The organism is Roseococcus thiosulfatophilus (assembly GCF_017311575.1).
Classification (GTDB): domain Bacteria; phylum Pseudomonadota; class Alphaproteobacteria; order Acetobacterales; family Acetobacteraceae; genus Roseococcus; species Roseococcus thiosulfatophilus.
The window spans coordinates 20872-42862 of record NZ_JAFFQY010000055.1; the positions used below are offsets into that span (position 1 = coordinate 20872).

Annotated in this window: 31 protein-coding genes and 1 tRNA gene; 9 read left to right on the forward strand and 23 right to left on the reverse strand. The window is 71.4% G+C overall.

Annotation, left to right across the window (positions count from 1 at the left end):
* Positions 1 to 5: 5 nt before the first annotated feature.
* From JTN19_RS14635 to JTN19_RS14690, 12 genes are all read right to left on the reverse strand, one after another.
* Positions 6 to 296 (reverse strand): hypothetical protein, encoded by a 291-nt coding sequence (locus tag JTN19_RS14635; RefSeq protein WP_206934148.1) that lies wholly within the window; start codon positions 294 to 296, stop codon positions 6 to 8.
* Positions 296 to 724, reverse strand: coding sequence for a hypothetical protein (locus JTN19_RS14640; protein ID WP_206934151.1), 429 nt, complete (start codon positions 722 to 724; stop codon positions 296 to 298). The genes JTN19_RS14635 and JTN19_RS14640 overlap by 1 nt, the downstream gene beginning before the upstream one ends.
* Entirely contained in the window at positions 721 to 987 is a 267-nt protein-coding gene (locus tag JTN19_RS14645) for a hypothetical protein (protein ID WP_206934153.1), read from the reverse strand. The genes JTN19_RS14640 and JTN19_RS14645 overlap by 4 nt, the downstream gene beginning before the upstream one ends.
* The gene (locus JTN19_RS14650) at positions 984 to 1262 is read right to left on the reverse strand and encodes a hypothetical protein (RefSeq protein ID WP_206934155.1); all 279 of its coding nucleotides are present in this window, start codon (positions 1260 to 1262) and stop codon (positions 984 to 986) included. The genes JTN19_RS14645 and JTN19_RS14650 overlap by 4 nt, the downstream gene beginning before the upstream one ends.
* Positions 1259 to 2698 carry a hypothetical protein gene (locus JTN19_RS14655; RefSeq protein WP_206934157.1) on the reverse strand — a complete coding sequence of 480 codons (1440 nt, stop codon included), beginning with the start codon at positions 2696 to 2698 and terminating at the stop codon, positions 1259 to 1261. The genes JTN19_RS14650 and JTN19_RS14655 overlap by 4 nt, the downstream gene beginning before the upstream one ends.
* Positions 2695 to 2850 (reverse strand): hypothetical protein, encoded by a 156-nt coding sequence (locus JTN19_RS14660; RefSeq protein WP_206934159.1) that lies wholly within the window; start codon positions 2848 to 2850, stop codon positions 2695 to 2697. Before JTN19_RS14660 ends, JTN19_RS14655 begins: the two co-directional genes overlap by 4 nt.
* Positions 2847 to 3224: a hypothetical protein gene (locus JTN19_RS14665; RefSeq protein ID WP_206934161.1), complete on the reverse strand. Its 378-nt coding sequence runs from the start codon at positions 3222 to 3224 to the stop codon at positions 2847 to 2849. The genes JTN19_RS14660 and JTN19_RS14665 overlap by 4 nt, the downstream gene beginning before the upstream one ends.
* Positions 3217 to 5058 carry a hypothetical protein gene (locus JTN19_RS14670; protein WP_206934163.1) on the reverse strand — a complete coding sequence of 614 codons (1842 nt, stop codon included), beginning with the start codon at positions 5056 to 5058 and terminating at the stop codon, positions 3217 to 3219. The genes JTN19_RS14665 and JTN19_RS14670 overlap by 8 nt, the downstream gene beginning before the upstream one ends.
* On the reverse strand, positions 5055 to 5432 hold the full coding sequence (locus JTN19_RS14675) for a hypothetical protein (protein ID WP_206934165.1): 378 nt from the start codon (positions 5430 to 5432) through the stop codon (positions 5055 to 5057). The genes JTN19_RS14670 and JTN19_RS14675 overlap by 4 nt, the downstream gene beginning before the upstream one ends.
* The gene (locus JTN19_RS14680) at positions 5429 to 5629 is read right to left on the reverse strand and encodes a hypothetical protein (RefSeq protein ID WP_206934167.1); all 201 of its coding nucleotides are present in this window, start codon (positions 5627 to 5629) and stop codon (positions 5429 to 5431) included. The genes JTN19_RS14675 and JTN19_RS14680 overlap by 4 nt, the downstream gene beginning before the upstream one ends.
* Positions 5629 to 6687: a DUF7146 domain-containing protein gene (locus tag JTN19_RS20430; protein ID WP_206934169.1), complete on the reverse strand. Its 1059-nt coding sequence runs from the start codon at positions 6685 to 6687 to the stop codon at positions 5629 to 5631. Before JTN19_RS20430 ends, JTN19_RS14680 begins: the two co-directional genes overlap by 1 nt.
* Before the next feature lie 268 nt (positions 6688 to 6955).
* Entirely contained in the window at positions 6956 to 7462 is a 507-nt protein-coding gene (locus tag JTN19_RS14690) for a hypothetical protein (protein WP_206934171.1), read from the reverse strand.
* Positions 7463 to 7771: 309 nt separating this feature from the next.
* On the opposite strand from JTN19_RS14690, the gene JTN19_RS14695 reads away from it, so the two are divergent.
* Positions 7772 to 8047 (forward strand): hypothetical protein, encoded by a 276-nt coding sequence (locus JTN19_RS14695; protein WP_206934173.1) that lies wholly within the window; start codon positions 7772 to 7774, stop codon positions 8045 to 8047.
* Positions 8048 to 8086: 39 nt separating this feature from the next.
* Here the strand turns inward: JTN19_RS14695 and JTN19_RS14700 are convergent, their stop codons facing one another.
* Positions 8087 to 8422 (reverse strand): hypothetical protein, encoded by a 336-nt coding sequence (locus tag JTN19_RS14700; RefSeq protein WP_206934175.1) that lies wholly within the window; start codon positions 8420 to 8422, stop codon positions 8087 to 8089.
* Between the two features lie 119 nt (positions 8423 to 8541).
* Between JTN19_RS14700 and JTN19_RS14705 the strand changes: the two genes are divergently transcribed.
* From JTN19_RS14705 to JTN19_RS14730, 6 genes are read left to right on the forward strand one after another with little or no spacing between them, the layout of a single operon-like run.
* Positions 8542 to 8973, forward strand: a complete 432-nt coding sequence (locus JTN19_RS14705; RefSeq protein WP_206934177.1) for a helix-turn-helix domain-containing protein — start codon at positions 8542 to 8544, stop codon at positions 8971 to 8973.
* Positions 8974 to 9023: 50 nt separating this feature from the next.
* Positions 9024 to 9563, forward strand: a complete 540-nt coding sequence (locus JTN19_RS14710; RefSeq protein WP_206934180.1) for a hypothetical protein — start codon at positions 9024 to 9026, stop codon at positions 9561 to 9563.
* Position 9564: 1 nt separating this feature from the next.
* On the forward strand, positions 9565 to 9888 hold the full coding sequence (locus tag JTN19_RS14715; protein ID WP_206934182.1) for a hypothetical protein: 324 nt from the start codon (positions 9565 to 9567) through the stop codon (positions 9886 to 9888).
* Positions 9885 to 10157, forward strand: coding sequence for a hypothetical protein (locus JTN19_RS14720; RefSeq protein WP_206934184.1), 273 nt, complete (start codon positions 9885 to 9887; stop codon positions 10155 to 10157). Before JTN19_RS14715 ends, JTN19_RS14720 begins: the two co-directional genes overlap by 4 nt.
* Complete coding sequence (locus JTN19_RS14725; RefSeq protein ID WP_206934185.1) at positions 10154 to 10606, forward strand: hypothetical protein; 453 nt, start codon at positions 10154 to 10156, stop codon at positions 10604 to 10606. Before JTN19_RS14720 ends, JTN19_RS14725 begins: the two co-directional genes overlap by 4 nt.
* Positions 10603 to 10851: a hypothetical protein gene (locus tag JTN19_RS14730; RefSeq protein WP_206934188.1), complete on the forward strand. Its 249-nt coding sequence runs from the start codon at positions 10603 to 10605 to the stop codon at positions 10849 to 10851. Before JTN19_RS14725 ends, JTN19_RS14730 begins: the two co-directional genes overlap by 4 nt.
* Here JTN19_RS14730 and JTN19_RS14735 read toward each other — a convergent pair.
* On the reverse strand, positions 10848 to 11147 hold the full coding sequence (locus JTN19_RS14735) for a hypothetical protein (RefSeq protein ID WP_206934190.1): 300 nt from the start codon (positions 11145 to 11147) through the stop codon (positions 10848 to 10850). The genes JTN19_RS14730 and JTN19_RS14735 overlap by 4 nt on opposite strands.
* A gap of 48 nt (positions 11148 to 11195) precedes the next feature.
* On the opposite strand from JTN19_RS14735, the gene JTN19_RS14740 reads away from it, so the two are divergent.
* Entirely contained in the window at positions 11196 to 12443 is a 1248-nt protein-coding gene (locus JTN19_RS14740) for a site-specific integrase (RefSeq protein WP_206934192.1), read from the forward strand.
* Positions 12444 to 12540: 97 nt separating this feature from the next.
* On the opposite strand, the gene JTN19_RS14745 is transcribed toward JTN19_RS14740, so the two are convergent.
* Positions 12541 to 12616: transfer RNA gene (locus JTN19_RS14745), tRNA-Lys, on the reverse strand.
* A 16-nt stretch (positions 12617 to 12632) separates the two neighbouring features.
* Positions 12633 to 13628: a lysine-2,3-aminomutase-like protein gene (locus JTN19_RS14750; protein WP_206934194.1), complete on the reverse strand. Its 996-nt coding sequence runs from the start codon at positions 13626 to 13628 to the stop codon at positions 12633 to 12635.
* 38 nt (positions 13629 to 13666) lie between these two features.
* Here JTN19_RS14750 and epmA point away from each other — a divergent pair, with 38 nt between their 5' ends.
* A complete protein-coding gene (gene epmA / locus JTN19_RS14755; RefSeq protein WP_242531172.1) occupies positions 13667 to 14686 on the forward strand; it encodes an EF-P lysine aminoacylase EpmA in 1020 nt (339 codons plus the stop codon).
* Here the strand turns inward: epmA and JTN19_RS14760 are convergent.
* The 7 genes from JTN19_RS14760 to JTN19_RS14790 form a co-directional block, all read right to left on the reverse strand.
* Positions 14683 to 15639 (reverse strand): sensor domain-containing diguanylate cyclase, encoded by a 957-nt coding sequence (locus JTN19_RS14760; protein ID WP_206934199.1) that lies wholly within the window; start codon positions 15637 to 15639, stop codon positions 14683 to 14685. The genes epmA and JTN19_RS14760 overlap by 4 nt on opposite strands.
* A 193-nt stretch (positions 15640 to 15832) precedes the next feature.
* Entirely contained in the window at positions 15833 to 16810 is a 978-nt protein-coding gene (locus JTN19_RS14765; RefSeq protein ID WP_206934201.1) for a Bug family tripartite tricarboxylate transporter substrate binding protein, read from the reverse strand.
* A gap of 4 nt (positions 16811 to 16814) precedes the next feature.
* On the reverse strand, positions 16815 to 17606 hold the full coding sequence (locus tag JTN19_RS14770) for an alpha/beta fold hydrolase (RefSeq protein ID WP_206934203.1): 792 nt from the start codon (positions 17604 to 17606) through the stop codon (positions 16815 to 16817).
* Positions 17606 to 18571 carry an N-carbamoyl-D-amino-acid hydrolase gene (locus JTN19_RS14775; protein WP_206934205.1) on the reverse strand — a complete coding sequence of 322 codons (966 nt, stop codon included), beginning with the start codon at positions 18569 to 18571 and terminating at the stop codon, positions 17606 to 17608. The genes JTN19_RS14770 and JTN19_RS14775 overlap by 1 nt, the downstream gene beginning before the upstream one ends.
* 120 nt (positions 18572 to 18691) lie before the next feature.
* Positions 18692 to 19393 (reverse strand): ABC transporter ATP-binding protein, encoded by a 702-nt coding sequence (locus JTN19_RS14780; RefSeq protein ID WP_206934207.1) that lies wholly within the window; start codon positions 19391 to 19393, stop codon positions 18692 to 18694.
* On the reverse strand, positions 19394 to 20149 hold the full coding sequence (locus JTN19_RS14785) for an ABC transporter ATP-binding protein (RefSeq protein WP_340643335.1): 756 nt from the start codon (positions 20147 to 20149) through the stop codon (positions 19394 to 19396).
* Positions 20146 to 21984, reverse strand: a complete 1839-nt coding sequence (locus tag JTN19_RS14790; RefSeq protein ID WP_242531173.1) for an ABC transporter permease — start codon at positions 21982 to 21984, stop codon at positions 20146 to 20148. Before JTN19_RS14790 ends, JTN19_RS14785 begins: the two co-directional genes overlap by 4 nt.
* Between the last annotated feature and the right edge of the window lie 7 nt (positions 21985 to 21991).

Genomic DNA, 21991 nt, shown 5'->3' on the forward strand with positions numbered 1-21991 from the left:
CCTCCCTACTGCCCCAGTTTCGCCTTGAGCGGCGCTTGGCCGCGCGCCTCGGCCGCGTCCACGCCGTCCACACCGCCCCCCAGCAGGGACATGCGCCCGGCCAGCGCGCCGCCACGCGCGCGCAGCCGGGCCTGCTCCTCCAGGTCCAGCCGGGCGCGCCGCTCGGCCAGCTCGGCCTGCTCCCGCGCCAGGGACTGCTCGGCCGCGCTGGGCGCCGGCGCCGGCCGCTCCCGGCCGATCATCCCGAAGAGTTGCGGCGCCCCAATGGTGCTACCGCCGCCAGTTTGCGCTGCCATCAGGCAATCCTTTCCCGCTCGGGCCACACGAAGCGCGGCACCACGCGGGCACCACGCGCCACCAGCGCCCACCACAACTGGCGCGGCGTGACGATCCACCAGGCGGAGAGGCCCAGCATCGCCTTGGCCACCTCCACGCAGGTCATGAAGGGGCGCAGCTCGGGCGGCGCCTCCTGTTCCGGGGGCGCGGGCACGCGCAGCGCGCGGGCGTTCCACGCCCACATCAGGCCGCGCGCCTGGTCCTCGGCCGGGTGGTAGCTCCATTCCACCTTCAGCACCTTGCCGAAGGGCTGCACCACCAGGCTGCCCACCACCATCGGCTGCACCACCACGACATGCGCGCAGCGCGCGTCCAGCAGGTGGTGCCACCAGCGCAAGCCCTGGCCGGTGGGGCGCCGGGTGAACAGCAGGAAGAAGGGCTCGGTCACGTCACGTCCGCGCCTGGCACGGCCTCGCCATCCGGCTGGCCTTCCTGTTGCTCCAGCAGGGCACGCAATCGCCTGCCTTCAGGCAGCAGCGCATAGGCGCTCGCGCCAGGTGTTTCCCATCTGGCAGCCAGCACGCGGCACCCTCGGCTACTACGGAGGGCGTGCGCAGCCTCATGATCGTCTGGCTCGATGCGCAGCGTACCGTCGGCAGGCAGATAGAGCAGGGCCTTGCGCTGGCCCGGGGTCAGCTCTTCCAGCGTCACGTCCGCGCCCCCCGCGACCCGGCCATCCCGCCGCCCTGCTGCGCGATGCGCCAGGGGTCGGTCTGCCACTTCTCGCGGATCAGGCGGCCGGCATGGTCCGCCACCGTCTCCCCATGCGCCTCGGCGCGCGCCTCCAGCCATCCCATGAAGAGCCGGTCCAGCGGGACCGCGACATGGGTGGCCACCATATCGCGGGCATCCGCAACATGATCGGCCGGCGCCTGGCCCTCTGTCTCGGGCGCGCCCTCGCCCTCCACCTTCAGGTTGATGGTCATCCGTGTCTCCTCGAAAAGGGGTTGAAGCGCGGCACGCCCACATGCGTCCGCGACGGCTGGGGACGGGCGCGGCCCATCACCTGCGCCACGCCGCTGCCTTCCAGCAGCCCGTATTGCGCGGCCTCCACCAGGTGGCTGGCCCAGTTCTTCGCGGGGCGGTCGCTGCGCCGCCCGGCCGTGATGGTGAAGCGGTAGTCACTGGCCAGGGCCCGCGCCATAAGCGTGCAGGACGGGTCCAGCAGCAGCCCCGCCTTCCCGCCGTCCAGCAGCCGCGTCAGCGGCCGGCGCAGCGCCTCCTCGCGCAGCGTCGGGTCCTGCGTCAGCGCGGGCAGGATGTTCAGTCCCGTCTCCTGGCCAACGATCTCCATCCAGCTGGCCTCCCCGGCGGCGCGATCGGCGCCATAGGCGCTGGACGGGTCGGCCCGCGCGATGATTTCGGCACCCGGTGCGCGCTCCGCCAGCAGCTGCGCCAGCACCTGGCCGAAGCGCCGGGGGCCGGTCACGCCGGCGCCGCTCGCGCCATGGGTGGACAGCTCCGCGAGGCCGCGCCACTGGCCGTCCGGCGCCTCCTGCCAGAGGAAGGCGGCCGGCGTGCCCCCGGCGTCGAGGCCCAGGTAGCAGCGCCGCCCCTTCACCACGCGCAGCGGCGTTTCCGAGACGTGCAAGCTGGGGCGAAACTCGGGGTACACCGCCGCCGCGTCGCGGATCAGGCCCGGGATGTTCTCCACGAAGCGCTTGCGCTCATAGTCCGGCAGGATCAGCGCCTGCTCGCGGTACCAGTTGGGCCCCAGCACGGCCAGGTTCTCGGCCTGGGGCGAGAGACCGGAAGGCTGGCGGAATAGCTTCCACCCCTCGCGCGGCTCCTCGATAAGGTCCTGCACCACCCAACTATCGGGCAGCGGTGCGTTGCAGGTGCCCCAGACGCGCTTGGGGTTGATCGAGAGCGTTTCGCGCGGATAGCGACCAGCGCGCTTGATGAGCGTGGCCATGATGTCCGCGTCCATCAGGTCGCACTCGTCCACATCTGCGAAGCTGAACTCGAAGCCGCGCAGCGCATCGTCCACCTTCTGGTCACCAAGGCCGCGGAAGTGGACCTCCAGCTCCACCCGGCCGCCGTAGGGATGCGCCAGCGTCATCATGTGGCGCTTGGGGCTGCCCTCCTTGCCCGTGAAGCTGCCCATGCCGCGCGGATACCAGGCGTGCCAGGACGGCAGGGTACTGCCCTCCATGTCGGTCATCTTCTGACGCATCACCAGGAAGCGCACGCGCCGCACGCCCGGCTCCGTCTCCGGCCAGCGAAAGGCCTCCAGGACGCCCTTCTGCAAGCCGGTGACGGTTTTGCCTGAACCGGCCGGCCCCATCAGCACCGACACGGGCGCCGTGCTGTCCACGAAGGCCGTCGAGACCGGGCCGGGGGAGGACCAGGTGGGGATCATGCCTTGCGCACCGCGTAGCGGCTGGTCACGACGCGCCAGCCATCGGCGTCGAAGCGCACCAGCACCGAGTTGAGCTTGCCGCGCGCCAGGACCGCGCAGCTCGCGCCCATGCGGTCCTGCCCCCCCAGCACGCGGCGCCAGCGGAAGATCACGCTTCCACCTTCGGCGGCAACCCACACGCCCGCGCCACCTGCTCGCCGCGCTCCGTCAACCACCAGAAGCTGCTCTCCGCCGTGTTGCCCGTGCCGCGCCGGTCAGGCCCGCCGCAGCCGTTCACCATGCCGGCGTAGTACATGTCATGCATGGTCTGGTCGGACGCGCGCAGGTCCGCGCGGGACAGCAGCACCACCATCCCGTGATGCTCCTGGGCGGCCAGCAGCAGGCCCAGGATTTGCCGCTCGCGCCGGGTGCGCGCCGCGCACCACTCCGCCAGGTTGGGCACCGGGCCGCAGGCGATGCCGGGCGGACCCATCCCGGCGTGCCGGTCAAACTGCACCTTGCGCGCCCGCGAAATCACGTCACTCATGCTCGCTCACCCCATCAAAGAACAGCTCCACCGGCACCTGCACGCAGCGCGACGTGCGCGGCCCGAAGCGGATGGCGTCGCCCGCCACCGCGCCCGGCGCATCCTCCAGCACCGACTTCCACCCGCCCGGCGTGCCCGGCCGCGCGGCCCATTGCGTCCGGTCGAAGATCTTGGCCAGCGCCGGGTGCGCGTTCGCCACCGCCACCCATCCGGGCGCGGCGCCATCGCCCAGCGGCCCCGGCTCGCGCGTCGGATCGTCGCGCCACCGCCGGAGTACTCGCTTGTGCGCATCCCGCACCGGCACGAAGCGCAGCCCATGGCGCGCCAGGGCCGCATTCGCCTTCTCGGCCGCCGCGTCGGACACGGGCACCATCTGGTCGCTCTGCTCGTCTTTCACCTGCTTCTGGAAACAGGCGATATCCAGCAGCTCCGCCACGCTCGTCTCGCTGCGCCCGGCCTCGTCGCGCAGCATGGTGGCGGAGAGCATTTCCACCAGGCGGAACCACTGCGGCCGTTCCTCGGCCCGGTCGCTCTGCGTGGTCTGCACGGCCAGCGCGCACCATTCGTCCAGGCTGTCGCTGTCCGGCTCCAGGTCCTGCTCCACCAGCCAGGCCAGCGCCAGCAGCGTGCCCACCTGGTCGAGGAAGCGGTTGTCCATGCCGCGCTCCGCCAGCGCCGCCTTCCAGGCGTGGCTCGTCTCCGGCCAGGCCTTCCAGCGGTCCAGCAGCCGGCGGAACAGCCGCCGTCCCAGCAGGCCCAGCGCCTCGGCGCGCAGCAGCGGCGGCGCCGTCCGCGCGGCCGGCTTCAGCATCCGCAGCACCGTGATGCGGCTCGCGTCCTGGCTCGTGAAGGGCGGCTTCACGATGGAGGCGAAGATGCCGCAGAACCGCGCCTGCTGCTCGCTCACGGTCTGGTCCACGCTGGACCGCAGGATGCTGTCGCCCGTCGAGGCCAGCCGCACCAGCTCCAGCATGGAGGTGATGGCCCGGTTGTCCTCGCTCGGCTCCTGCTCGTCCAGGCTCACGGGCCGCGCGTCATTGCGCAGCAGCCCGCGCACCGCCGCGCTACTCGCCGCGCCCGCCTGCAGCAGGTACCGGTCGCGCTGCAACAGGTGGCCCAGGGCCTTCAGCAGCGTGGACTTGCCGGACCCGCGCGGGGCCAGCAGCCACACATGCGGCCGCCAGTCCAGCGCACCGCAGAGGAAGGCCGCCATGCACCATCCCAGCAGCAGGCGCGGCGCCAGAAGCTGCTCTTGCCAGCGCCAGGCGCCGAACAGCGCCAGCAGCTCGGTGGCCGGGCCGCCCTCGCCGCCGGGCTGCGCCGCCGGCACCGGCCCCTCCCACGCGGGCAGCAGCGGATAGACATGCTCATCCACGCGGCCCAGGTCGTGCTCCTTGCCGCCGACCAGCAGCCGGTCGCCCAGATGCACCCGCAGGTCGCCATCCTTGCCGGGCCACACGCCCGCCCCGCGCACATTCCCCTGGGGCCGCCAGGTGCTGCGCCGCTCCTGCGCCTCGCACATCAGGTGCCGCGCCACGCTGTCCACCTTGAAGTCGGTCACCGCGTTCATGTCGTTGCGGGTCTTGGGGTAGTGCTCGAACAACCAGCTTTCGACATGCGGGGCGAACAGCGCCGCGATGACGTTCTTGCTGTGCTTCTGCGCCTCCACGCTCACCAGCTGCTGGTTGGCGTTGAGGTAGTGGAACACATGCCCGTCACCGCCCAGCGGCGTCACCGGGCAGTCCTCCGGCAGGTGCACGAAGGAAGCGCCCTTGCCGCGCCGCTTCGCGGCCTCCAGCTGGCGGCGCAGGGGGTTTTCGCGCGTGGTACTCAACGCCCCCGCTCCTTCCGCGGCATCACGATGCCCTTGGCCTCCAGCACCACGCCCATGGCGCTCATCGCCTGCTGCCAATGCACGAAGGCGGTATGCTCGCCCGGGATCACGGGGTTGGGCGGCCGCCCCTTCTCGCCGTACTCGCGCAGCACCCGGACATGCTCCAGCGTGATGCGCCCGCGCCGATGCAGGGCGTCCAGCACGCGGAGGATGTCATCCGGCGTGCACGGCCTGGCGCCGCCCTCGCGCATGTCGGCGCGCGGCGCCCGCCCATCCGCCCGCGCCTGCAAGAGGCGCCAGCACCAGAACCAGGCATGCGCCGGGCTCTTGAACGGCTCGGCCTCCTGCCGCGCCTCGTCCATGGCTGCACTCACGACGCCACCTTGGGCGGCTTGGTTGCCAGCACTTCCCACCGGCGCATCGGCAGCACGAAGGGCTCGCAGCCGGGCCGCTGGGCCATGACATAGCCATCGGCCGCGGCCATGAGGCGGATCGGGCGGCCGTTCACGTCGAACCGCTCCACCTGGATGCGCCGCGCGGCGCCGCTCTTGCTGCCGAGTGGCCGCCCCATCACGCCATCCCCCTCCGCGGCGCGGCCGCGTCGGCCAGCTCCGCCATGTGCCACTGGTTGAAATCCTTGAAGCCCTCGGGCGGGCGCTGCTCGCGCACGCTGCGGCCCTCGTTCATGAAGCGCGCCACCGCACGCTCCCGCGCCTGGCGGGCGGAGGGGTTGTCCCCGTCGCGGTCCCAGAGGAACACCAGGTCCTGGAACTGCTCGGGCAGCACCAGCTCGGCCATGTTCCCCACCGACACCGCCGCCACCACCCGCCATTCCGGCATGGTCAGCGCGATGGTCAGCGCGTCCTCGATGCCCTCCGCGATGGCCAGCACGTCATCCTCGGGCGCCTCCGCGAAGGGCTTGCCAGACACGCCCCGATGCAGCGGGATGAACCCGCCCCGCATGGACCCCAGCACCTTCTTCGCGCTGGCGATCGGCGCCTTGGTCCACCGCCCCGCCGGCCCCGGCGCCAGGAAGGTCCGATGCGCCCCCACGATGCGCGCCCGCCGCACGATGCCCGCCACCATGGCGGGCGCGCGGATGTTCCGCTCGCTGCACCAGGCGTCCGGCCGGTAGCGCAGCACGCGCGGCACGCGCCCCAGCGCGCCCAGGCCCACCCCGCGCCCGTCCAGGTAGGCCGCCACCGGGCTGCCCTCGATGGGCCTGGCGCCCATCCACAGGGCGCGGGCGGCCTTCTGCGCCCGCTCGGGGTCCTCCTGGCGCTCGCGCTTGGGCGGCGGCGCCGGCGCCCGCCCCTCGGGCAGCGGCCCGGCCTCCAGCCCCAGCCACCCGCGCGCCCAGCGCAGCCCCTCCACCAGGTTCCCGCCGAACCGCGCCTGGGCCACCAGGTCGAGGGCATCGCCCTTCCCGCCGCCCGCGAAGTCCGCCCACACGCCGCGCTTGTCGCCCTGGATGCGAATGGCCAGCGACTGCCCCGGCTCGCCCGCCAGGGACCCAACGCGCCACTCCGGCCCGCTGCGCCGCCCCGCCGGGAACAGGTCCCGCGCCAGCGCCTCCGCCCGTTCGGACAGCATGGCCGAAATCTCGGAGACGGAATGCAGCCGCCTCATCCCCCCGCCCCCCTGGCAGTCGCGCCCAGGCCCACACTCGCCCCGTCCCTGGCCTGTTCGATCGAGCCACCAAGGGAGGCGGGAACGGGCGGGGCCGCGTTTGGGCCCCCGGGGGGGCGCGACCCCGGGGGGGGTGCCCGCCGGTCGCGCGGCCCGCCACCGCCCGCCAGGCCGAGGCCACGCTGATCCGCAATCAGCTGCCCGGCTCGCCGCAACCCCTTGGCTGCGCTCGCCTTTCCGCGCCTTGTCCAACGCTGCGCGCTCCAACTCATGCCGCGTCCTCCCCGCCAAGCCCTTGATCCGCCTGGATTTGCAGGCTGCGCGCCAGCTCGGGCGTGACGTTGAGCTGCACCGCGATCGGCGCCGCCCCCGGGTCGCCCTTCGCGGCCGGCGCCTTCCCGTGCAGCCGGTCCAGCAGCTCGCGCTGGGCGTCCTGCTGGAGGCGCGCCGCCTCCAACCGGCTGCACGCCAGGCGCTGGGCCAGCAGGTGCACGGGCAGGTTGGCGGTCTCGGCCAGGCGCAGCAGCGGATGGCCCGCCAGGCGCAGCACCACGGCCTTGGCGCCTTCCAGCGTCCGCTCGGCCAGGGCCAGGCCGCGCTGGCCGTCCTCCAGGTGGGCCTCGATGGTGGCCAGGTCCTGCTCGGCCTGCGCGGCCAGCACCAGGCGCAGCGGCGCGGCCTCGGCCTCGATCCGCTCGGCCTCGCGCGCCGCCCGGTCCCGGGCCCGCTTCGCCCGCTGGCGCTCGGCCGCCGAGAGAGCCCGGGAACCCGTCACGGGCGTCACAGGCCTTGTGACAAGGAAGCCCTTGTCCCTCCTAGGATTTCTCTACCTGTCACACTGTTACAGGGTAGGACGTCGCACGTGCGCGCGCGCATATACGCGCGCGGGGCGTGACACCGTGACAAAGCCGAATTGCGCAGCGAAAACAGGCGCTTACGCGTCACATAAACTGTGACATGCGTGACATGCCGCAAGCCGCTGATATTCCAAGAAACCCAGCCGCCGCACCCCCCGAAATCCGTCACAAGCCAGCCCCCAGCCGCGCTTGTTGGCCTCTCCACCTGGGGCTTGGGCGAAGGGGTGATGCTGCCGGCCTTCAACTCCGCGCAGACCACCGCCTGGCTGATGGCCCACCGCGCCCTTCTCGCGTTCCTGTACCGCGAGCTCATGGCCAGGAACCCGGCCGAAGCCGCCGCACTAGACGCGACAGCCACGATGCTCCGCAACTCGATGGCGCAGTTCTTCGCGCACCTGCCGGAGGCGGCGCGGCTCCAGATGGTGGAGCTGGCGGGGATGGAGATTGATCGCATCCTGCTGGCGCCGGACCGCGACGCCACACCGCCGGACAGCCCGGCATAGCCACCACGCGCGACCTGGCCGGATTTTCCTCGAACACGATCAGCAGGTGGCGCCGCGCGGCGACCTGCATGCGCACGCGCATGGCTGAGCGCGCGAAGGCCTCCACTGTTGCGACCGGCCCCACATGCGCCAGCGGGAACAGCCCCGGCTGGCCTGGACCAGCACCAGGCCCTCGGCGCCGGGCGGATGCCAATGCAACCCGCGGGCCGTGGCCATGCGCCAGAGGGTCAGGTGGTAGCGGGCCGGGATGCCCTTTTCATACCAGCCGCAGACGGCCTGCGCGCTGATGCCGAAGCGGTTGCCCAGGGCCACGGGACCACCCAGGCCACCCACCAGTTGCTCCGGTTTCAGCAGGGGCTTCGCCTGTTCCGACACGTCCACTCCTGTCATGCTCGCGGTCAACTAGTGCGTGAGCACCAATAAACGCGGGGTGCATTAATCTCCGTCTCTCTGTAAATGGCAAGCGCCGCGTTGCTGAAGGGCGGGAGGACGGCATGACGGCTATCATTCTGGCCATGGACCCATCTCGAACTGGGCGCGCAATGGCGCGGCGCGCCTCTGATCTGAAAGCCATAGGCTGGCGCTTGGTGCTTGCCCGGACTGCTGCCGGGCTGGCCTCTGGCGAGCTCGCCGCACGCGGCGGGATTGAAGCAAACACCTACAGCAATTGGGAAGGCGGGACGAACCGGCCGCGCGTGGACCAGGTGGCCCAAGTCCTGCCTTTGCTGTCCATCACCCTGGACTACGTGTTCCTAGGTGACGAGACAGGGATGACTTACGAGGCGCGCGAGCGGATTGCGGAGGCGCGTGAAAAGCTCGGCGACCAGCCGCCTGAAGGGCAACGAAAGCGCGGCAGGCCCAAGCGAGAGCTTGAGAATGTCACGTCTCTGGAATTTACAGCGAAACGGAAAAACAGGGTTGCATAATTCACTTTCGCTGTAATACCTTGCCTCACCCCTAGATGGAGGTGGGACAAATGCTTGCGAACAAACTGCTCAACCGCTCGCGTGATCTGCGCGAGCTGGCGGACAAGGGACAGCCGCTTTCCCCCGACGCCTGCCGCCTGCTGGCGGAAATCCTGCTGGACCTGGGCGAGCGCGTGGCCGTGATCGAGGCGCTGCCCGCGCCGCCTGGCCCACCACCCGCAGCGCGTTGTGCGGGGTGCGGCATGAGCGCCCCCGGCGAAGGCCGCAAGCGCGGCCGCAAGCCCACGCCGCCCCGGCCGATGACGTCGCTGGAGGAGTGCATCCAGGCCGCCGCCATGGGCCAGCAGGTGGAGCGGCTGCAGGCTGATCTGGCCCGGCTGCGCGCCGTCCCGGACGGCATCCGCATCACGGTGTGCCATGGCTGCCCGGCGGCGGAGGCGGAGGCCACAGGCCACGCCATCATGCGCATGGACCGCGACGACCTGGAGCTGGTGCTGAACCTGCGCATAAGTGAGCTGATCGGCCAGCTCTCGGCCATGGGCGTGATCGTCCAGCCGGTGGAAGGGGGCGCCGATGCCGCGCCCCGGTGAAATGTCCAGCGTGGACCTGCGCGGACTGGAATATGTGCTGGGCGCGGCGGCGGCCCAGGCGGGCAAGGCCGCGCACCTGGCGCGGGGGCTGGTGCTGCTGCGGGAGTTGCCCAGCGACCGCCGGCTGACGTGCACGGTGCAGCTGCCGGCGCCGGGCGGGCAGCAGGTCTTTGCCCTGCTGCCCGTGACGGTGGAAGAAATCCGCGCCCGGCTGCGCGCGGAGATCGAGGCCGGCTTTGTGGATGCGCTCGTCGGCCTCGACCAGGCGCGGGACCGGGTGGATGAGGCGCGCGGCCTGCTGCGCCACGCGGAGGATGCGGCATGACACACATCCACCAGTCGCGCAGCATCATACGCAGCGAAAGCCCTGGCGAGATCGCGGCGCAGGCCGTGGGCAGGATCATGTGCCAGCTGGCGCCTGAAGTCGGCCAGCTGGGCAAGCCCCTGGCGGACGGCGCGGTGCCGGGCGGGCTGCATGGGCTGGCCATTGTCACAGACCTGGACTGCAAGCCCGCCCTGATCGTGTCCGTGGTGGTCGAGCTGGCCACGCCGGAGCGCCTGGCCGCGGCCAAGGCGAGGCAGGCGGCGCCATGACCGCGGACGAATGGCATGATGTGCCCCAAGGGCTGGGAGCGCGTGGCGCTGCGGCCCAGGTTTCGGCCGGGATCAGCGCGCGGGGCCCCCGTGGCCGCTGCAAGCTGAACGTCACCATCCAGCGCGACCTGTTGGCTCAGCTCGGCTGGGCCGAGAGCACCCCCGTCGGGCTTGCTCTCGGCACCGGCCGGCGCCGCGGCTGGGCGCGGCTTCGTCCGATGGACACAGGCCCTCAGCTGCGGGTGCTGGGTCGCGCCACCACCACCCGCACGGTTGGGCTCGTCTTGCCTCCCGGCTGGGAAAAGCAAGAGCGCGTGGCGGTGAAGGAACTGGAGGCCCTGGACGGCATACTTCTGATCCGCCTCCCTTGGCCGCCGCCCGGCAGCAAGGCGGAGCTGGCCGCACTGCGCGGCGAAAGCGTTGCGCCGCCGCCGGGGTTGAGCCGATGACCCCCCGGCTGCTGACATCCCACCAGGTGGCGGAGCTGCTGGGGCTGCGGCCCCGGCAGTTCGGCGCCCGCCGGGCGGGGCTGGAGGCGGCCGGGTTTCCGGGCCCGGTGGCCGGCCTGCCGGACCGGTGGGACCCGCTGGCCATCGAAGCCTGGCTGGCCGCCCAGCGCGGCGAGACGGCCGCCCAGGCGGCGCCCAGCGTGGAGGATGTGCTGGTCGCCCGCGCGCGGGCGATGGCGGCCTAGGGCCTGCGCACCAGGCGCAGCAGCCCGCGCGCCGCGGACCAGGCCAGCAGGCTGATGATGGCGCCGCTGGTCACGGAGACCGGAAAGCCGGCACTGATGGAGAGGCCGAACTCGACAGGCGCCCGCAGGACAATGGCGATCCAAACTAGGTGGCTCACCACTACGCCGGCAAAGATGGCCGCCCACCAGGTGGGCATGACGGCGCCGGCCAGGCCCACAAGCGCCAGCCGCAGCGGGTCAAGGAGGGCGGCGGCGGTGGCGCCGGCTAGGATGGCCGGGTCAAGATAGCGTTCCATGCGCCGGATCGTGACATGGCGCAGCCTACGGTTGCAACGGAGGGTATTATGGCCAAGCTCCAAATCCGCCACCTGGTGGCCCGCGCCAACGCCAAGGGGCTGACGCGCTACTACTGGCAGCCCGCCGCGCCCCTGCGCGCCGCCGGTTGGCGCCCGCTCTCGCTGGGCACGGACCAGGCGGCCGCCATGGCGAAGGCGGAGGAGCTGAACCAGGATGTGGACGCCTGGCGCCGGGGCGAAGTCCCGGCCGGCGCGCCGCCGGCGGCCAAGGCCCGCGCGAAGAAGGCCCCGGCGGGCAGCGTGGCCGCGCTGATCGAAGATTACCGCCATTCCCGCTGGTGGGCCGCGCTGGCCCCGCGCACCCGGCACCACTATGGCTGGGCCCTGGACGCGATCGAGGCCTGGGCCGGGGACCAGCCTGCCCGGGGCATCACGCCGCCCGCCGTCCAGGCCTTCTACCTGGCGCAGCTGCGCCGCGTGGAGGGCACCGGCAAGGCCCGCCGGGTGATCGAGACCCCGGCCAAGGCGGCGGCCGCCGTGCGCGTGCTGCGCCTGCTGCTGGAGGTGGGCGTGCGCCTGGGCTACCTGGCCAGCAACCCCGCCACCAAGCCCGGGATCTCGGCCCCGCGCCAGCGTGACCCCCGGCTGTGGTCGCCGGCGGCCGTGGCGCAGATGGTCGAGGCCGCCGATCGGCTGGGCTGGCGCAGCGTGGGCACGGCCATCCTGCTGAACCATTGGATGGGCCAGCGCGAGGCCGATGTGCTGGCGCTGGCGCCGTGGCAGGTGGAGCAGGGCGCCATCGTCCTGACGCAGGGCAAGACGGGCCGGCGCGTGGCGCTGCCCGTGCACCTGGTGCCCGCCCTGGTGGCGCGCCTCCAGGCGGAGACGGCGCGCCAGGTGGTGGTGAAGCTGCCCACCCGGCAGGCCGGCCAGGTGCGCCGCGCCACCATGCTGCGCCACGACCGGACGGGCGAAGCATGGAACGAGCACACCTTCCGCCACGTCTTTGCGGAAATCCGCGCGGCCGCGGTGGCCGGCCTGCCGGAGGACCAGGCGCAAGGCCTGCCGGCGCTGCCCGGCCTGGCGGCCTGCGAGGATCTCCGATTCGCGGAGCTGCGGCACACGGCCGTGACGCGCCTGCATGAGGCCGGGGTGGATGAGCTGGGGATCAGCGGCATCACGGGCCACACGCCGGGCAGCGTGAAGGCCATCCTGGATCGGCACTACCTGGTGCGCACGGCCAAGGCGGCAGAGGGGGCCTTCAAGCGGCGGCTGGCGGCGGAGGGTGAGGGCTAGTCAGCTGCCGGAAACCGTCCAACTTTCCGGCCAATCCGGCCAGTTGGAACGAGTTGGAACGGGCAGCTGACTTTCGGTTGGAAGCCCTTGAAAGGGTTGGTGGGCGATGTAGGGCTCGAACCTACGACCCGCTGATTAAGAGTCAGCTGCTCTACCAACTGAGCTAATCGCCCGACCGTGGGGGGCCTTCTAACCGGATCGGCGCGGATGTCCAGCCCCAGGCTGCATGGCGGGCATACCGAGAGGGTATTTCCCACCCCCCTCCGGCCATTCCCGCACATAGGCGGGCCAGGAAAGCCCCGTCACGCGCCCACGAAGGCGGGCCAGCAGCGCCAGCCCCTCCGCCTCCGGCACATGGAAGCGCGCGGTGCCGGGCGCGGGGTCAAGCTGGTGCAGGTAATAGGGCTTCACCCGGTGGCGCAGCATCGCGCGGAACAGCGCCTCCAACGCGGCCTCGCTGTCGTTCACGCCGCGCAGCAGCACGCTCTGGCCCAGCAGAACCAGGCCCGCGCCGTGCAGGGCGCGCAGCGCGGCCCCGGCCTCGGGCGTGAATTCGGCGGCCGCGTTGGCATGGACGCAAAGGTAGAGCGGCGTCTCCAGCGTCAGCGCCGCCAGCAATTCCGGCGTGATGCGCGTGGGTTCGGCCACCGGCACGCGGGAATGGATCCGCAGCAGCTCGACATGCGGAATGGCCGAAAGCCGCCCCAGGAGATGCCCCAGCCGCCGGGGGGAGAGGATCAGCGGGTCCCCCCCGGTCAGGATCACCTCGCGCACGGCGGGGGTCCGCGCGAACCAGTCCAGCGCCGCCTCCAGCTCCGCCTCGGTCAGCAGGCCGCCATCGGGGCCCACCGCCTCGCGCCGGAAGCAGAAGCGGCAATAGACGGGGCAGGCCAGCAGGGGCTTCAGCAACGCCCGGTCCGGGTAGCGGTGCACCACGCCCTTGATGGGGGTGAAGGGGGCATCGGCCGTCGGGTCGTCCAGCTCATGCGGGGCCGTGACCAGTTCCGCGGGGTCGGGCAGGTATTGCGCGGCGACATCCGCCGCCCCGCCCGCGATCAGCGCGGCCATGGCCGGCGTCACGGCCACCGAATAGCGCGCCTCGACGGGCGTGATCTCGGCCGCGCGGGCTGGCGTGACGAGGCCAGCCGCCGCCAGCTCCTGCGCGCTGCGAAGGGTCCGTTTCATGGTGCGGGGGGCTTTGCCCTGCTATGCCCCCCGGCGCAATGCCCCACTGGTCCCCCGAGCGCCTGGCCGCCCGCCTGCCCTTCCTCGACGCCCGCGCGCGGCTGACGGCTGCCACGCGCACCTGGCTGACCGCCCGCGGCTACCGCGAGGTGGAAACGCCCTGCCTCGTCCCCGCCCCCGGCATGGAGGTGCATCTGCGGGGCTTCCGCACGGCATTCGAGCCGCATCTGGGCGCGGGGGCGGCGCAACCCCTCTGGCTGCGGACCTCGCCCGAACTGGCGCTGAAACGCCTCCTGGTCGCCGGCGCGGGCCCGGTGTTCGAACTCGCCCGCGTCTGGCGCAATGGCGAGGTGGGGCGCACCCACGCCCCCGAATTCACCATGCTGGAATGGTATCGCCCGGGCCTGACCCTCGACGGGCTGATGGACGAGGCGGAGGCGCTGGTCCGCGCCCTCTGCCCACCCCGCGTGGCGCATCATGGGGTGGAGACGGACCTCGCTTTGCCCTTCGAGCGCATCACCTGCGCCGAGGCCTTCGCCCGCTGGGTGGGGATGGACCTACTGGCCAGCATCCGCCCGGACGGCAGCGGCGATGCGGCCGCGCTGGGCGCCAGGCCCGGCGAAAGCTGGGAGGACGCCTTCTTCCGCCTGCTGCTGGACCATGTGGAGCCGCATCTGGGCCGCGCGCGTGGCAGTTTCCTGACGCATTGGCCCTCCCCCCAGGCCGCGCTGGCCCGCCGCGACCCGCATGACCCGCGCGTGGCCTTGCGCTTCGAGATGTTCGTGGGCGGCGTGGAACTCGCCAACGCCTTCGACGAACTCACCGACCCGGCCGAGCAGCGCGCCCGCTTCACCCATGACGTCGCCGAGCGCGTGCGGCTGCACGGCGCCGACAACGCCTGGCCGGTGGACGAGGATTTCCTGGCGGCGCTGGATCACGGCATGCCCGCCGGCAGCGGCATCGCGCTCGGCTTCGACCGGCTGGCCATGCTGGCCAGCGGCGCGCGGCGCATCGAGGATGTGCTGTGGCTGGGCGCCTTCCCGGCGGCGCCGGGCTAAGGCAGCGACACCCGCTCGGACACGCGCAGCACCGCCCGGTTCCGCCCGCCACGCTTCGCCTCGTAGAGCAGCGCATCGGCCTGGGCCAGGGCGGCCGCCGCGTCCTCGGGCGGCATGTTGAACGTCACGCCGCCGATCGAGGCCGTCACCGCCCAGCCCTGTGCCGCCATGCGTCGGCCGATGCCGCTGCGGATGCGCTCGGCCAGGGCATCCGCCTCGCCGGAGGCCAGCAGCAGCGCGAATTCGTCGCCGCCCAGCCGCGCCGCGAGGTCTGTCGGGCCGCAGGCCAGCCGCAGTTCCTGCGCCACCTCGGTCAGCGCCATGTCACCCACCGCATGGCCCTGGCTGTCGTTCAGCCCCTTGAACCCGTCGAGGTCGAGGCAGAGCAGCGAAAAGCCCGGCCCCTGGAGGATGGCCCGCGCCAGCGCATCCATCAGCGCGGGGCGGTTGGCCAGGCCCGTCAGCGCATCGGTCAGGGCCAGGTTGTGCACCTGGCGCATCACCCGCCGCAGCTCGAGCGTCGTCACCACCGTGCGGGCCAGGCTCTGCATGGTCGCGACCATGTTCGCGTCATGCTCGCGCACCACCTCGTCCAGCACGCAGAGGGCGCCCAGGGCGAAGCCCTCGCTGTTCACCAGCGGAACGCCGAGATAGGCGCGCAGATGCGGCGGCCCGGTCACATAGGGATTGTCGGAGACGCGGGGGTCCTGCGACATGTCCGTGACCGACATGGGCTGGTCCGGCGTCAGGATGGCATGCGCGCAGACCGAGGCGTCACGCGGCGTTTCGGCGATGTCCACGCCCTTCTTGGCCAGCAGCACCTGCCGGTTCGAATCCACCAGCGTGACCAGCGCCATCGGCATGGAGGTCAGCCGCGCTGCCAATTGCACCACATCATCCAGCACCGCGTCGCAAGCGCCATCCAGCAGCCCATAGGAACGCAGTGCTTCCAAGCGCTCGGCTTCATGTGGCGGAATGGCAGCGGCGGGCATGGATATTCCCTGTAAGCTCAGGGCATTCGCATACCATCGGCAAGCGGCGAGATAAAGGCCGATGCGGTCTCATTCCTGTCTTGTGTGTGTAGTTTTGCAACTGCGGGGAAAACAGAAAGTGTATTTACTTCGCACCCGCCCAATTCTGCATTCTTCAGTCGAGCCGCGCTCCTGAGATCCTCACCACCTCCGCCCAGCGCGTGATCTCGGCCTGCTGGAAGCGCGCCAACTCCTCCGGGGTCGAGGATTGCACGCCGAAGCCCGCCTCGCCCAGGCGCTGCGCCAGCTCGGGCGCGGCCAGGATGCGCACGATCTCAGCATTCATCCGCGCCACGGCGGCGGGGGGTGAGCCGGCGCGCAGGAAGATGGCCGTCCAGATGGAGCTGACCAGCGAAGGGTGCCCCAGCTCCGCCGTGGTGGGCACGTCCGGGATGGCGCTGCTGCGCGTGGGCGCCATGGTGGCGAGCGGCGTGACGCGCCCCGCCCGGATCTGCCCCAGCACATCGGCGATGGAGGGGAACATCAATGGCACGCGTCCCGCGATCACATCCGCCACCGCCAGCGCCTGGCCGCGATAGGGCACGTGCTCCATCGGGATGCCGAAAAGATGCCCGAACATCTCGCCCGCCAGATGCGTGGGCGAACCATTGCCGGAGGAGGCGAAGGAGCGCTTGGTGGCATCCGCCCGCAGTGCCGCCACCAGGCCCTCCAGGCTGCGCTGCGGCGGCGCCGGCCATTCGGGCCCCACGCCGATGAACTGCGCGTAGTCCGCCACCATGGTCACCGGCGCGAAGTCCCGCACCGGGTCATAGGCCAGGCGCGAATAGAGCGAGACATTGGCCGCATGGGTGCCGGTGGTGGCGATGAAGAGGGTGTGGCCATCCGGCGCCGCGCGCGCCGCCTCGGTCGCGCCGATCACGCCGCCGGCGCCGGGCCGGTTCTCGATCACGACGGGCTGGCCCAGCGCGCGCGCCAGCGGCTCCGCGATCAGCCGCGCCTGGGTGTCGCTGCTGCCGCCCGCCGGGAAGGGCACGATGAAGCGCACGGGCCGTTCCGGCGACCATTGGCCCTGCGCCAAGGCCGGCGCGGCGAGAAAGGGCGAGGCCAGGATCAGGCGGCGGCGCGTGGGCATGGGGTCACTCCTTGAGGAAGGGCAGGACGATCTCGCCAAAGCGGGCGGGCTCGGTGCGGGAGAGGGCATGGCCGCCGCGCGGCTCGAAATGCACGCGCGCGCCGGGCACCAGCGCGGCCAGCTCCTCCGAGAAGTAGCGGGGCGTCAGGATGTCGTCATCGGTGCAGACGACCAGCATGGGCACATCCAGCCCGGGCAGCTCCGCGCGCGGGTCGAAGTCCAGGATCGCTTGCAGGCGGCTGCCCTGCACCTCCGGCTCGCCCAGCGCCGCCGCGGCGGCCTGTTCGTCGGCGTCCAGGCGCTCCGCGTTCGCATTGATGAAATAGGGCGGGTGCAGCAGCAGCGTGGTGTAGCGCGCATAGGCGTCCATGCCCGCGCGGTCCATCAGCATGCGGCGCAGCCCCAGCAGCTTGCGGCGATAGGCGTCGCCATGGGTGGTGCTGGCATAGACCACCATGCGGCGGAAGACGCCCGGCCGCCGCAGCGCCAGCGCCACGCCGATGGCGCCCCCGGTGGAGTGGCCGAGATAGAGCGGGCGCTCCACCCCCGCCGCATCCAGCACGGCGGAGAGATCCTCCGCCATCTGCCAGACCGAGGCCACCGGCACCCGCGAGGAATGTCCCGTGCCGCGCTGGTCGAAGATCAGCAGGTGGAAATGCTTGCCCCATTCCTCGAATTGCGGCGTCCACCAGCCATGGGTGCCGCCCAGGCCCGAGGCCAGCACCAGGTCGGGCTTCGACGGGTCACCCCGCCGGTCCCACCACAGCGTGGCGCCGTCGCGTTCCAGGCTGGGCATCAGCCCTGCCCCGGCTTCCACACCGGCGGCGCCTCGCTGCCCGTCTGGGTGGTGATGCGCTGATAGGCCTCGGTGCGGCGGTGGGCGGCGAAGTTGAAGATGGTGGTGCGGCCGAGATTGCAGTCGTCCAGGTCGCAATCGGCGGTGATGAGTTCATCGCCCCAGGAGGTCGCCTGGGCCATGATCTCGCCCTGCGGGTTCACGATGATGGAATGGCCGAACAGCTCATGCCCATCCTCGGTGCCACCCTTGGCCGTGGCCACGCCGAAGCAGGCATTCTGGTAGCAGCCCGAGCGGACCGAGAGGTGGGAATGCTCCACCCGCAGGTGGTGCGCCTCGAAGCCGCGATTGTCCATGTTCAGGCTGGGCGTGTTGTAGCCGAGCATGACGATCTCGACCTGCTGCAGCCCCATTTCGCGCCAGGCCTCGGGCCAGCGGCGGTCATTGCAGATCATCATGCCGATATTGGCCTCCTGCCCGCCCACCGGCGCGCGGATCACAGGGAAGCCCAGGTCGCCCACCTCGAAATACCGCTTCTCCAGATGCTGCACCTTGCGGATGGGGTCGAAATCGCGGTGGCCGGGCAGATGCACCTTGCGGTACTTCAGCACCACCTCGCCCGAGGGGTGCACATAGATCGCGGTGTTGAAGCGGCGCCCGTCCGGCGTCTTCTCGGCATAGCCCAGATGGAAGCCGATGCCGTATTTCCGCGCCGCCTCGAACAGCGGCGCCGTCTCGTTCGACGGCATCGCGTGCTCATACCAGTGGTCGGCGCGGCTGATGTCCTCCTCATACCAGCGGGGGAAGAAGGTGGTCAGCGCCAGTTCGGGAAAGACCACCACCTCCACGCCGCGCTTGTGCGCGCGCTCCATGAGGCGGACCATGCGGCCGACCGCGACATCGCGCCCCTCGGCCTTCTGGATGGGTCCCAATTGCGCGGCGGCGAGGGTGACGAGACGGGGCATGGATTTCCCTTCCTTTGGGCGTGGTTGTGGCGCCGCGCTGCGGGCACGCCAAGCGGGGCCGGAGGGCGAAACCTGCCCCGCCGCGCCGCGCTTGCCCAGTCCGGCGGCAGGGATTGCCCGTCAGGCCACCAGGTATTGCTGCTTCACCGCCTCATCCGCCATCAGAGCCTCCAGCGTGCCCTCCCAGCGGATCTGCCCTTTCTCCAGCACGCAGGCGCGGTCGCTGACCAGGCGCGCGAAGTGCAGGTTCTGCTCGGACAGCAGCACCGTCAGGCCGTCCCGCTTCAGCGCCAGGATGGCGTCCGCCATGCGCTCGATGATGACGGGGGCCAGGCCTTCGGAGGGTTCGTCCAGCAGGATCAGCCGCGGGTTGCCCATCAGCGTGCGGCCGATGGTGAGCATCTGCTGCTCGCCCCCGCTCATCCGCCCGCCCGGCCGCGCGCGCATCGCACCCAGGCTGGGGAAAAGGGCGAAGACGCGCTCCTCCGTCCAGGCCTGCTGACCCGGGCGGGGCGGGCGACGGCCGACATCGAGGTTTTCCATCACCGTCAGTTCGGTGAAGATGCGGCGTTCCTCGGGCACATAGCCGATGCCCGCGCGGGCGATCTCGAAGGGCTCGCGCCCCGCCAGGTCCCGCCCCTCGAAGCGCACCTGGCCCTGGCTGGGCCGCACCATTCCCATGATGGATTTCATGGTGGTGCTCTTGCCCGCGCCATTGCGGCCGAGCAGCGCCACCACCTCGCCCTGCCGCGCGGCGAGCGTGACACCTTGCAGGATATGCGCGCGGCCGTAATGCGCGTGCAGGCCCTCGACCTCCAGCATCTACGCGATCCCGTGCGTGGCGCCGGTGCCGAGATAGACCTCGCGCACGCGGGGGTCGGCGCGGACCTGGGCGGGTTCGCCCTCGGCGATGGGCCGGCCGCGGTCCAGCACCAGGATGCGGTCCGCATGGGCGAAGACGACTTCCATGTCGTGCTCCGTGAACAGCACCGCGATGCCGGAGTTGCGGGCGATGCCGGCCGTCAGTTCCATCAGCGCCACGCGCTCGGAGGGCGCCATGCCGGCGGTGGGTTCGTCCATCAGCAGCAGCGCGGGGTCGTTGGCGAGCGCGATGGCAAGTTCCACGCGCTTGAGGTCGCCATAGGCCAGCACGCCACAGGGGCGCCCGGCCTGCGCCGCCATGCCCACGCGCTCCAGCAGCGCCATGGCGCGGGCGGGGTCTTCGCGCCGCACCGGGTTCCAGATGTCGAAGAGGCGATGCGCGTGCGACAGCAGCGCCATCTGCACATTCTCCAGCACCGACATGGAGGCGAAGGTGGCGGTGATCTGGAAGGTGCGCCCGACCCCCATGCGCCAGATCCGCCGCGGCGGCAGGCCCGCGATGTCCTGGCCCTTCAGCACAATGCGCCCACGGTCCGGGCGAAGCTGCCCGTTCAGCATGTTGAAGCAGGTGGACTTGCCCGCGCCATTGGGGCCGATCAGCGCCAGCAGTTCCCCGGCTTGCACGGAAAGCGAGACGCCCGCCACCGCCTGCACGCCGCCGAAGGATTTGTGGATGTCCTCGACCAGAAGCGTCACTTGCGTCGCTCCGTCAGCCTTTGCGCCGCCCCCACCAGCCCCTGCGGGAAGAACAGCACCAGCGCCACGATCACGCTGCCCAGGAACAGCCGCCACAGGTCGAAGCTGCGCATCAGTTGCTCATGGATCCAGGTATAGGCCAGCGCGCCGACGATGGGCCCGCTGACCGTCTGCACGCCACCCAGCAGCACCATCAGCAGCGCGTCCACGCTGCGCGGAATGGCCATGTAGGTGGGGAAGACGCTGCCCTTGGCATAGGCGAAGAGCCCGCCGGCCACCCCCGCCGCGATGGCGGCGAAGATGAAGGCCACCCAGCGGATGCGGAACCCGTCCATGCCGATGGCCTCGGCCCGCAGCGGGCTGTCGCGCCCGGCGCGCAGCGCGTAGCCGAATGGCGCGAAGATGGCCCGGCGCAGCAGCAGCGTGACCCCCACGCAGAGCACCAGCGCCAGGTAGTAGTAAACGAGCTTCGGCTGCGCCCAGGCGCTGGGCCAGACGCCCAATATGCCATTGTCGCCCCCCGTCACCTCGACCCATTGGAAGGCCGTGGACCAGGCGATCTGTGCGAAGGCGAGCGTCAGCATGGCGGCATAGACGCCCGAGAGCCGCACGCAGAACCAGCCGAACACCACCCCCGCGAAGCCCGCCATCAGCGGCGCCGCGAAGAGGCCCAGTTCCATGGGCGCCGCGAAATGCTTGGCCAGCAGCGCGGCGCCATAGGCGCCCAGGCCGAAATAGGCGGCGTGACCGAAGCTCGCCATGCCGCCGGGCCCCATGATGAAGTGCAGGCTGGCGGCGAAGAGCACCATGATGGCGATCTCAGTGAAGACGATCAGCGCGAACTCGCCCATGAAGGGCGGCACCAGCACGGCCAGCGCCAGCGCCGCGAAGCCCAGATAGCGCACCAGCGGCGTGGCCGGCGGGTAGGGTGGCTCCACGACATGCGCGGCATGCGCGCTGGCCGGCGGGCGGCCCAGCAGCCCGTGCGGCCGCACCACCAGCACCACGGCCATGACCAGGAAGGCCAGCACCAGCGTGATCTTGGGAAAGATCAGGATGCCGAAGGCCTGCAACTGCCCCAGCAGCAGAGCGGCCAGGAAGGCACCCGGCAGCGAGCCCAGCCCGCCGATGACGACCACAACGAAGGCCTCGGCGATGATGGCGAGGTCCATCTGCAAATTCACGCTCTCGCGCGGCAATTGCAGCGCGCCGCCCAGCCCCGCCAGCACCGAGCCCAGGAAGAACACGGTCGTGAACAGCATGCGCTGGTTGACGCCGAGCGCGCCGACCATCTCACGGTCGGCGGTCGCGGCGCGCACCGTGGTGCCCCAGCGCGTGCGGTGGAAGAGCAGCCAGAGCAGCCCCAGCACCACCGGCCCCACCGCGATGAGGAACAGCTCATACAGGGGAAAGCGCACGCCCAGGATCTCGACCGCGCCGCGCAGCCCGGGCGCGCGCGGGCCCAGCAAATCCTGCGGGCCCCAGATCATCAGCGCCACATCCTGCACGATCAGCACCACGCCGAATGTGCCGAGCAACTGGAACAGCTCCGGCGCCTTGTAGATGCGGCGCAGCAGCAGCACCTCGATCAGCACGCCGATGACGCCCACAATCAGCGCGGCCACCAGCACCCCGCCCCAGAAGCCCAGGTGCCCGCGCGGCAGCGCCGTCACCAGCGTCCAGGACAGGTAGGCGCCCATCATGTAGAGGCTGCCATGCGCGAAGTTCACGATGCGCGTGACGCCGAAGATGACCGTCAGGCCCGACGCGACCAGGAACAGCGAGGAGGCCGATGCAAGGCCGGAGAGGCCCTGCACCAACAGGTTCTCGAACAAGGGGCGC

What these genes read in the sequence shown, in the direction of transcription:
- JTN19_RS14635 (WP_206934148.1), bottom strand. Translation starts at nt 296, where the DNA reads ATGGCAGCGCAAACTGGCGGCGGTAGCACCATTGGGGCGCCGCAACTC.
- JTN19_RS14650 (WP_206934155.1), bottom strand. Translation starts at nt 1,262, where the DNA reads ATGACCATCAACCTGAAGGTGGAGGGCGAGGGCGCGCCCGAGACAGAG.
- JTN19_RS14655 (WP_206934157.1), bottom strand. Translation starts at nt 2,698, where the DNA reads ATGATCCCCACCTGGTCCTCCCCCGGCCCGGTCTCGACGGCCTTCGTG.
- JTN19_RS14665 (WP_206934161.1), bottom strand. Translation starts at nt 3,224, where the DNA reads ATGAGTGACGTGATTTCGCGGGCGCGCAAGGTGCAGTTTGACCGGCAC.
- JTN19_RS14680 (WP_206934167.1), bottom strand. Translation starts at nt 5,629, where the DNA reads ATGGGGCGGCCACTCGGCAGCAAGAGCGGCGCCGCGCGGCGCATCCAG.
- JTN19_RS20430 (WP_206934169.1), bottom strand. Translation starts at nt 6,687, where the DNA reads ATGAGGCGGCTGCATTCCGTCTCCGAGATTTCGGCCATGCTGTCCGAA.
- JTN19_RS14695 (WP_206934173.1), top strand. Translation starts at nt 7,772, where the DNA reads ATGCTGCCGGCCTTCAACTCCGCGCAGACCACCGCCTGGCTGATGGCC.
- JTN19_RS14705 (WP_206934177.1), top strand. Translation starts at nt 8,542, where the DNA reads ATGACGGCTATCATTCTGGCCATGGACCCATCTCGAACTGGGCGCGCA.
- JTN19_RS14710 (WP_206934180.1), top strand. Translation starts at nt 9,024, where the DNA reads ATGCTTGCGAACAAACTGCTCAACCGCTCGCGTGATCTGCGCGAGCTG.
- JTN19_RS14715 (WP_206934182.1), top strand. Translation starts at nt 9,565, where the DNA reads ATGTCCAGCGTGGACCTGCGCGGACTGGAATATGTGCTGGGCGCGGCG.
- JTN19_RS14720 (WP_206934184.1), top strand. Translation starts at nt 9,885, where the DNA reads ATGACACACATCCACCAGTCGCGCAGCATCATACGCAGCGAAAGCCCT.
- JTN19_RS14725 (WP_206934185.1), top strand. Translation starts at nt 10,154, where the DNA reads ATGACCGCGGACGAATGGCATGATGTGCCCCAAGGGCTGGGAGCGCGT.
- JTN19_RS14730 (WP_206934188.1), top strand. Translation starts at nt 10,603, where the DNA reads ATGACCCCCCGGCTGCTGACATCCCACCAGGTGGCGGAGCTGCTGGGG.
- JTN19_RS14735 (WP_206934190.1), bottom strand. Translation starts at nt 11,147, where the DNA reads ATGGAACGCTATCTTGACCCGGCCATCCTAGCCGGCGCCACCGCCGCC.
- JTN19_RS14740 (WP_206934192.1), top strand. Translation starts at nt 11,196, where the DNA reads ATGGCCAAGCTCCAAATCCGCCACCTGGTGGCCCGCGCCAACGCCAAG.
- JTN19_RS14750 (WP_206934194.1), bottom strand. Translation starts at nt 13,628, where the DNA reads ATGAAACGGACCCTTCGCAGCGCGCAGGAGCTGGCGGCGGCTGGCCTC.
- epmA (WP_242531172.1), top strand. Translation starts at nt 13,667, where the DNA reads ATGCCCCACTGGTCCCCCGAGCGCCTGGCCGCCCGCCTGCCCTTCCTC.
- JTN19_RS14765 (WP_206934201.1), bottom strand. Translation starts at nt 16,810, where the DNA reads ATGCCCACGCGCCGCCGCCTGATCCTGGCCTCGCCCTTTCTCGCCGCG.
- JTN19_RS14770 (WP_206934203.1), bottom strand. Translation starts at nt 17,606, where the DNA reads ATGCCCAGCCTGGAACGCGACGGCGCCACGCTGTGGTGGGACCGGCGG.
- JTN19_RS14775 (WP_206934205.1), bottom strand. Translation starts at nt 18,571, where the DNA reads ATGCCCCGTCTCGTCACCCTCGCCGCCGCGCAATTGGGACCCATCCAG.
- JTN19_RS14780 (WP_206934207.1), bottom strand. Translation starts at nt 19,393, where the DNA reads ATGCTGGAGGTCGAGGGCCTGCACGCGCATTACGGCCGCGCGCATATC.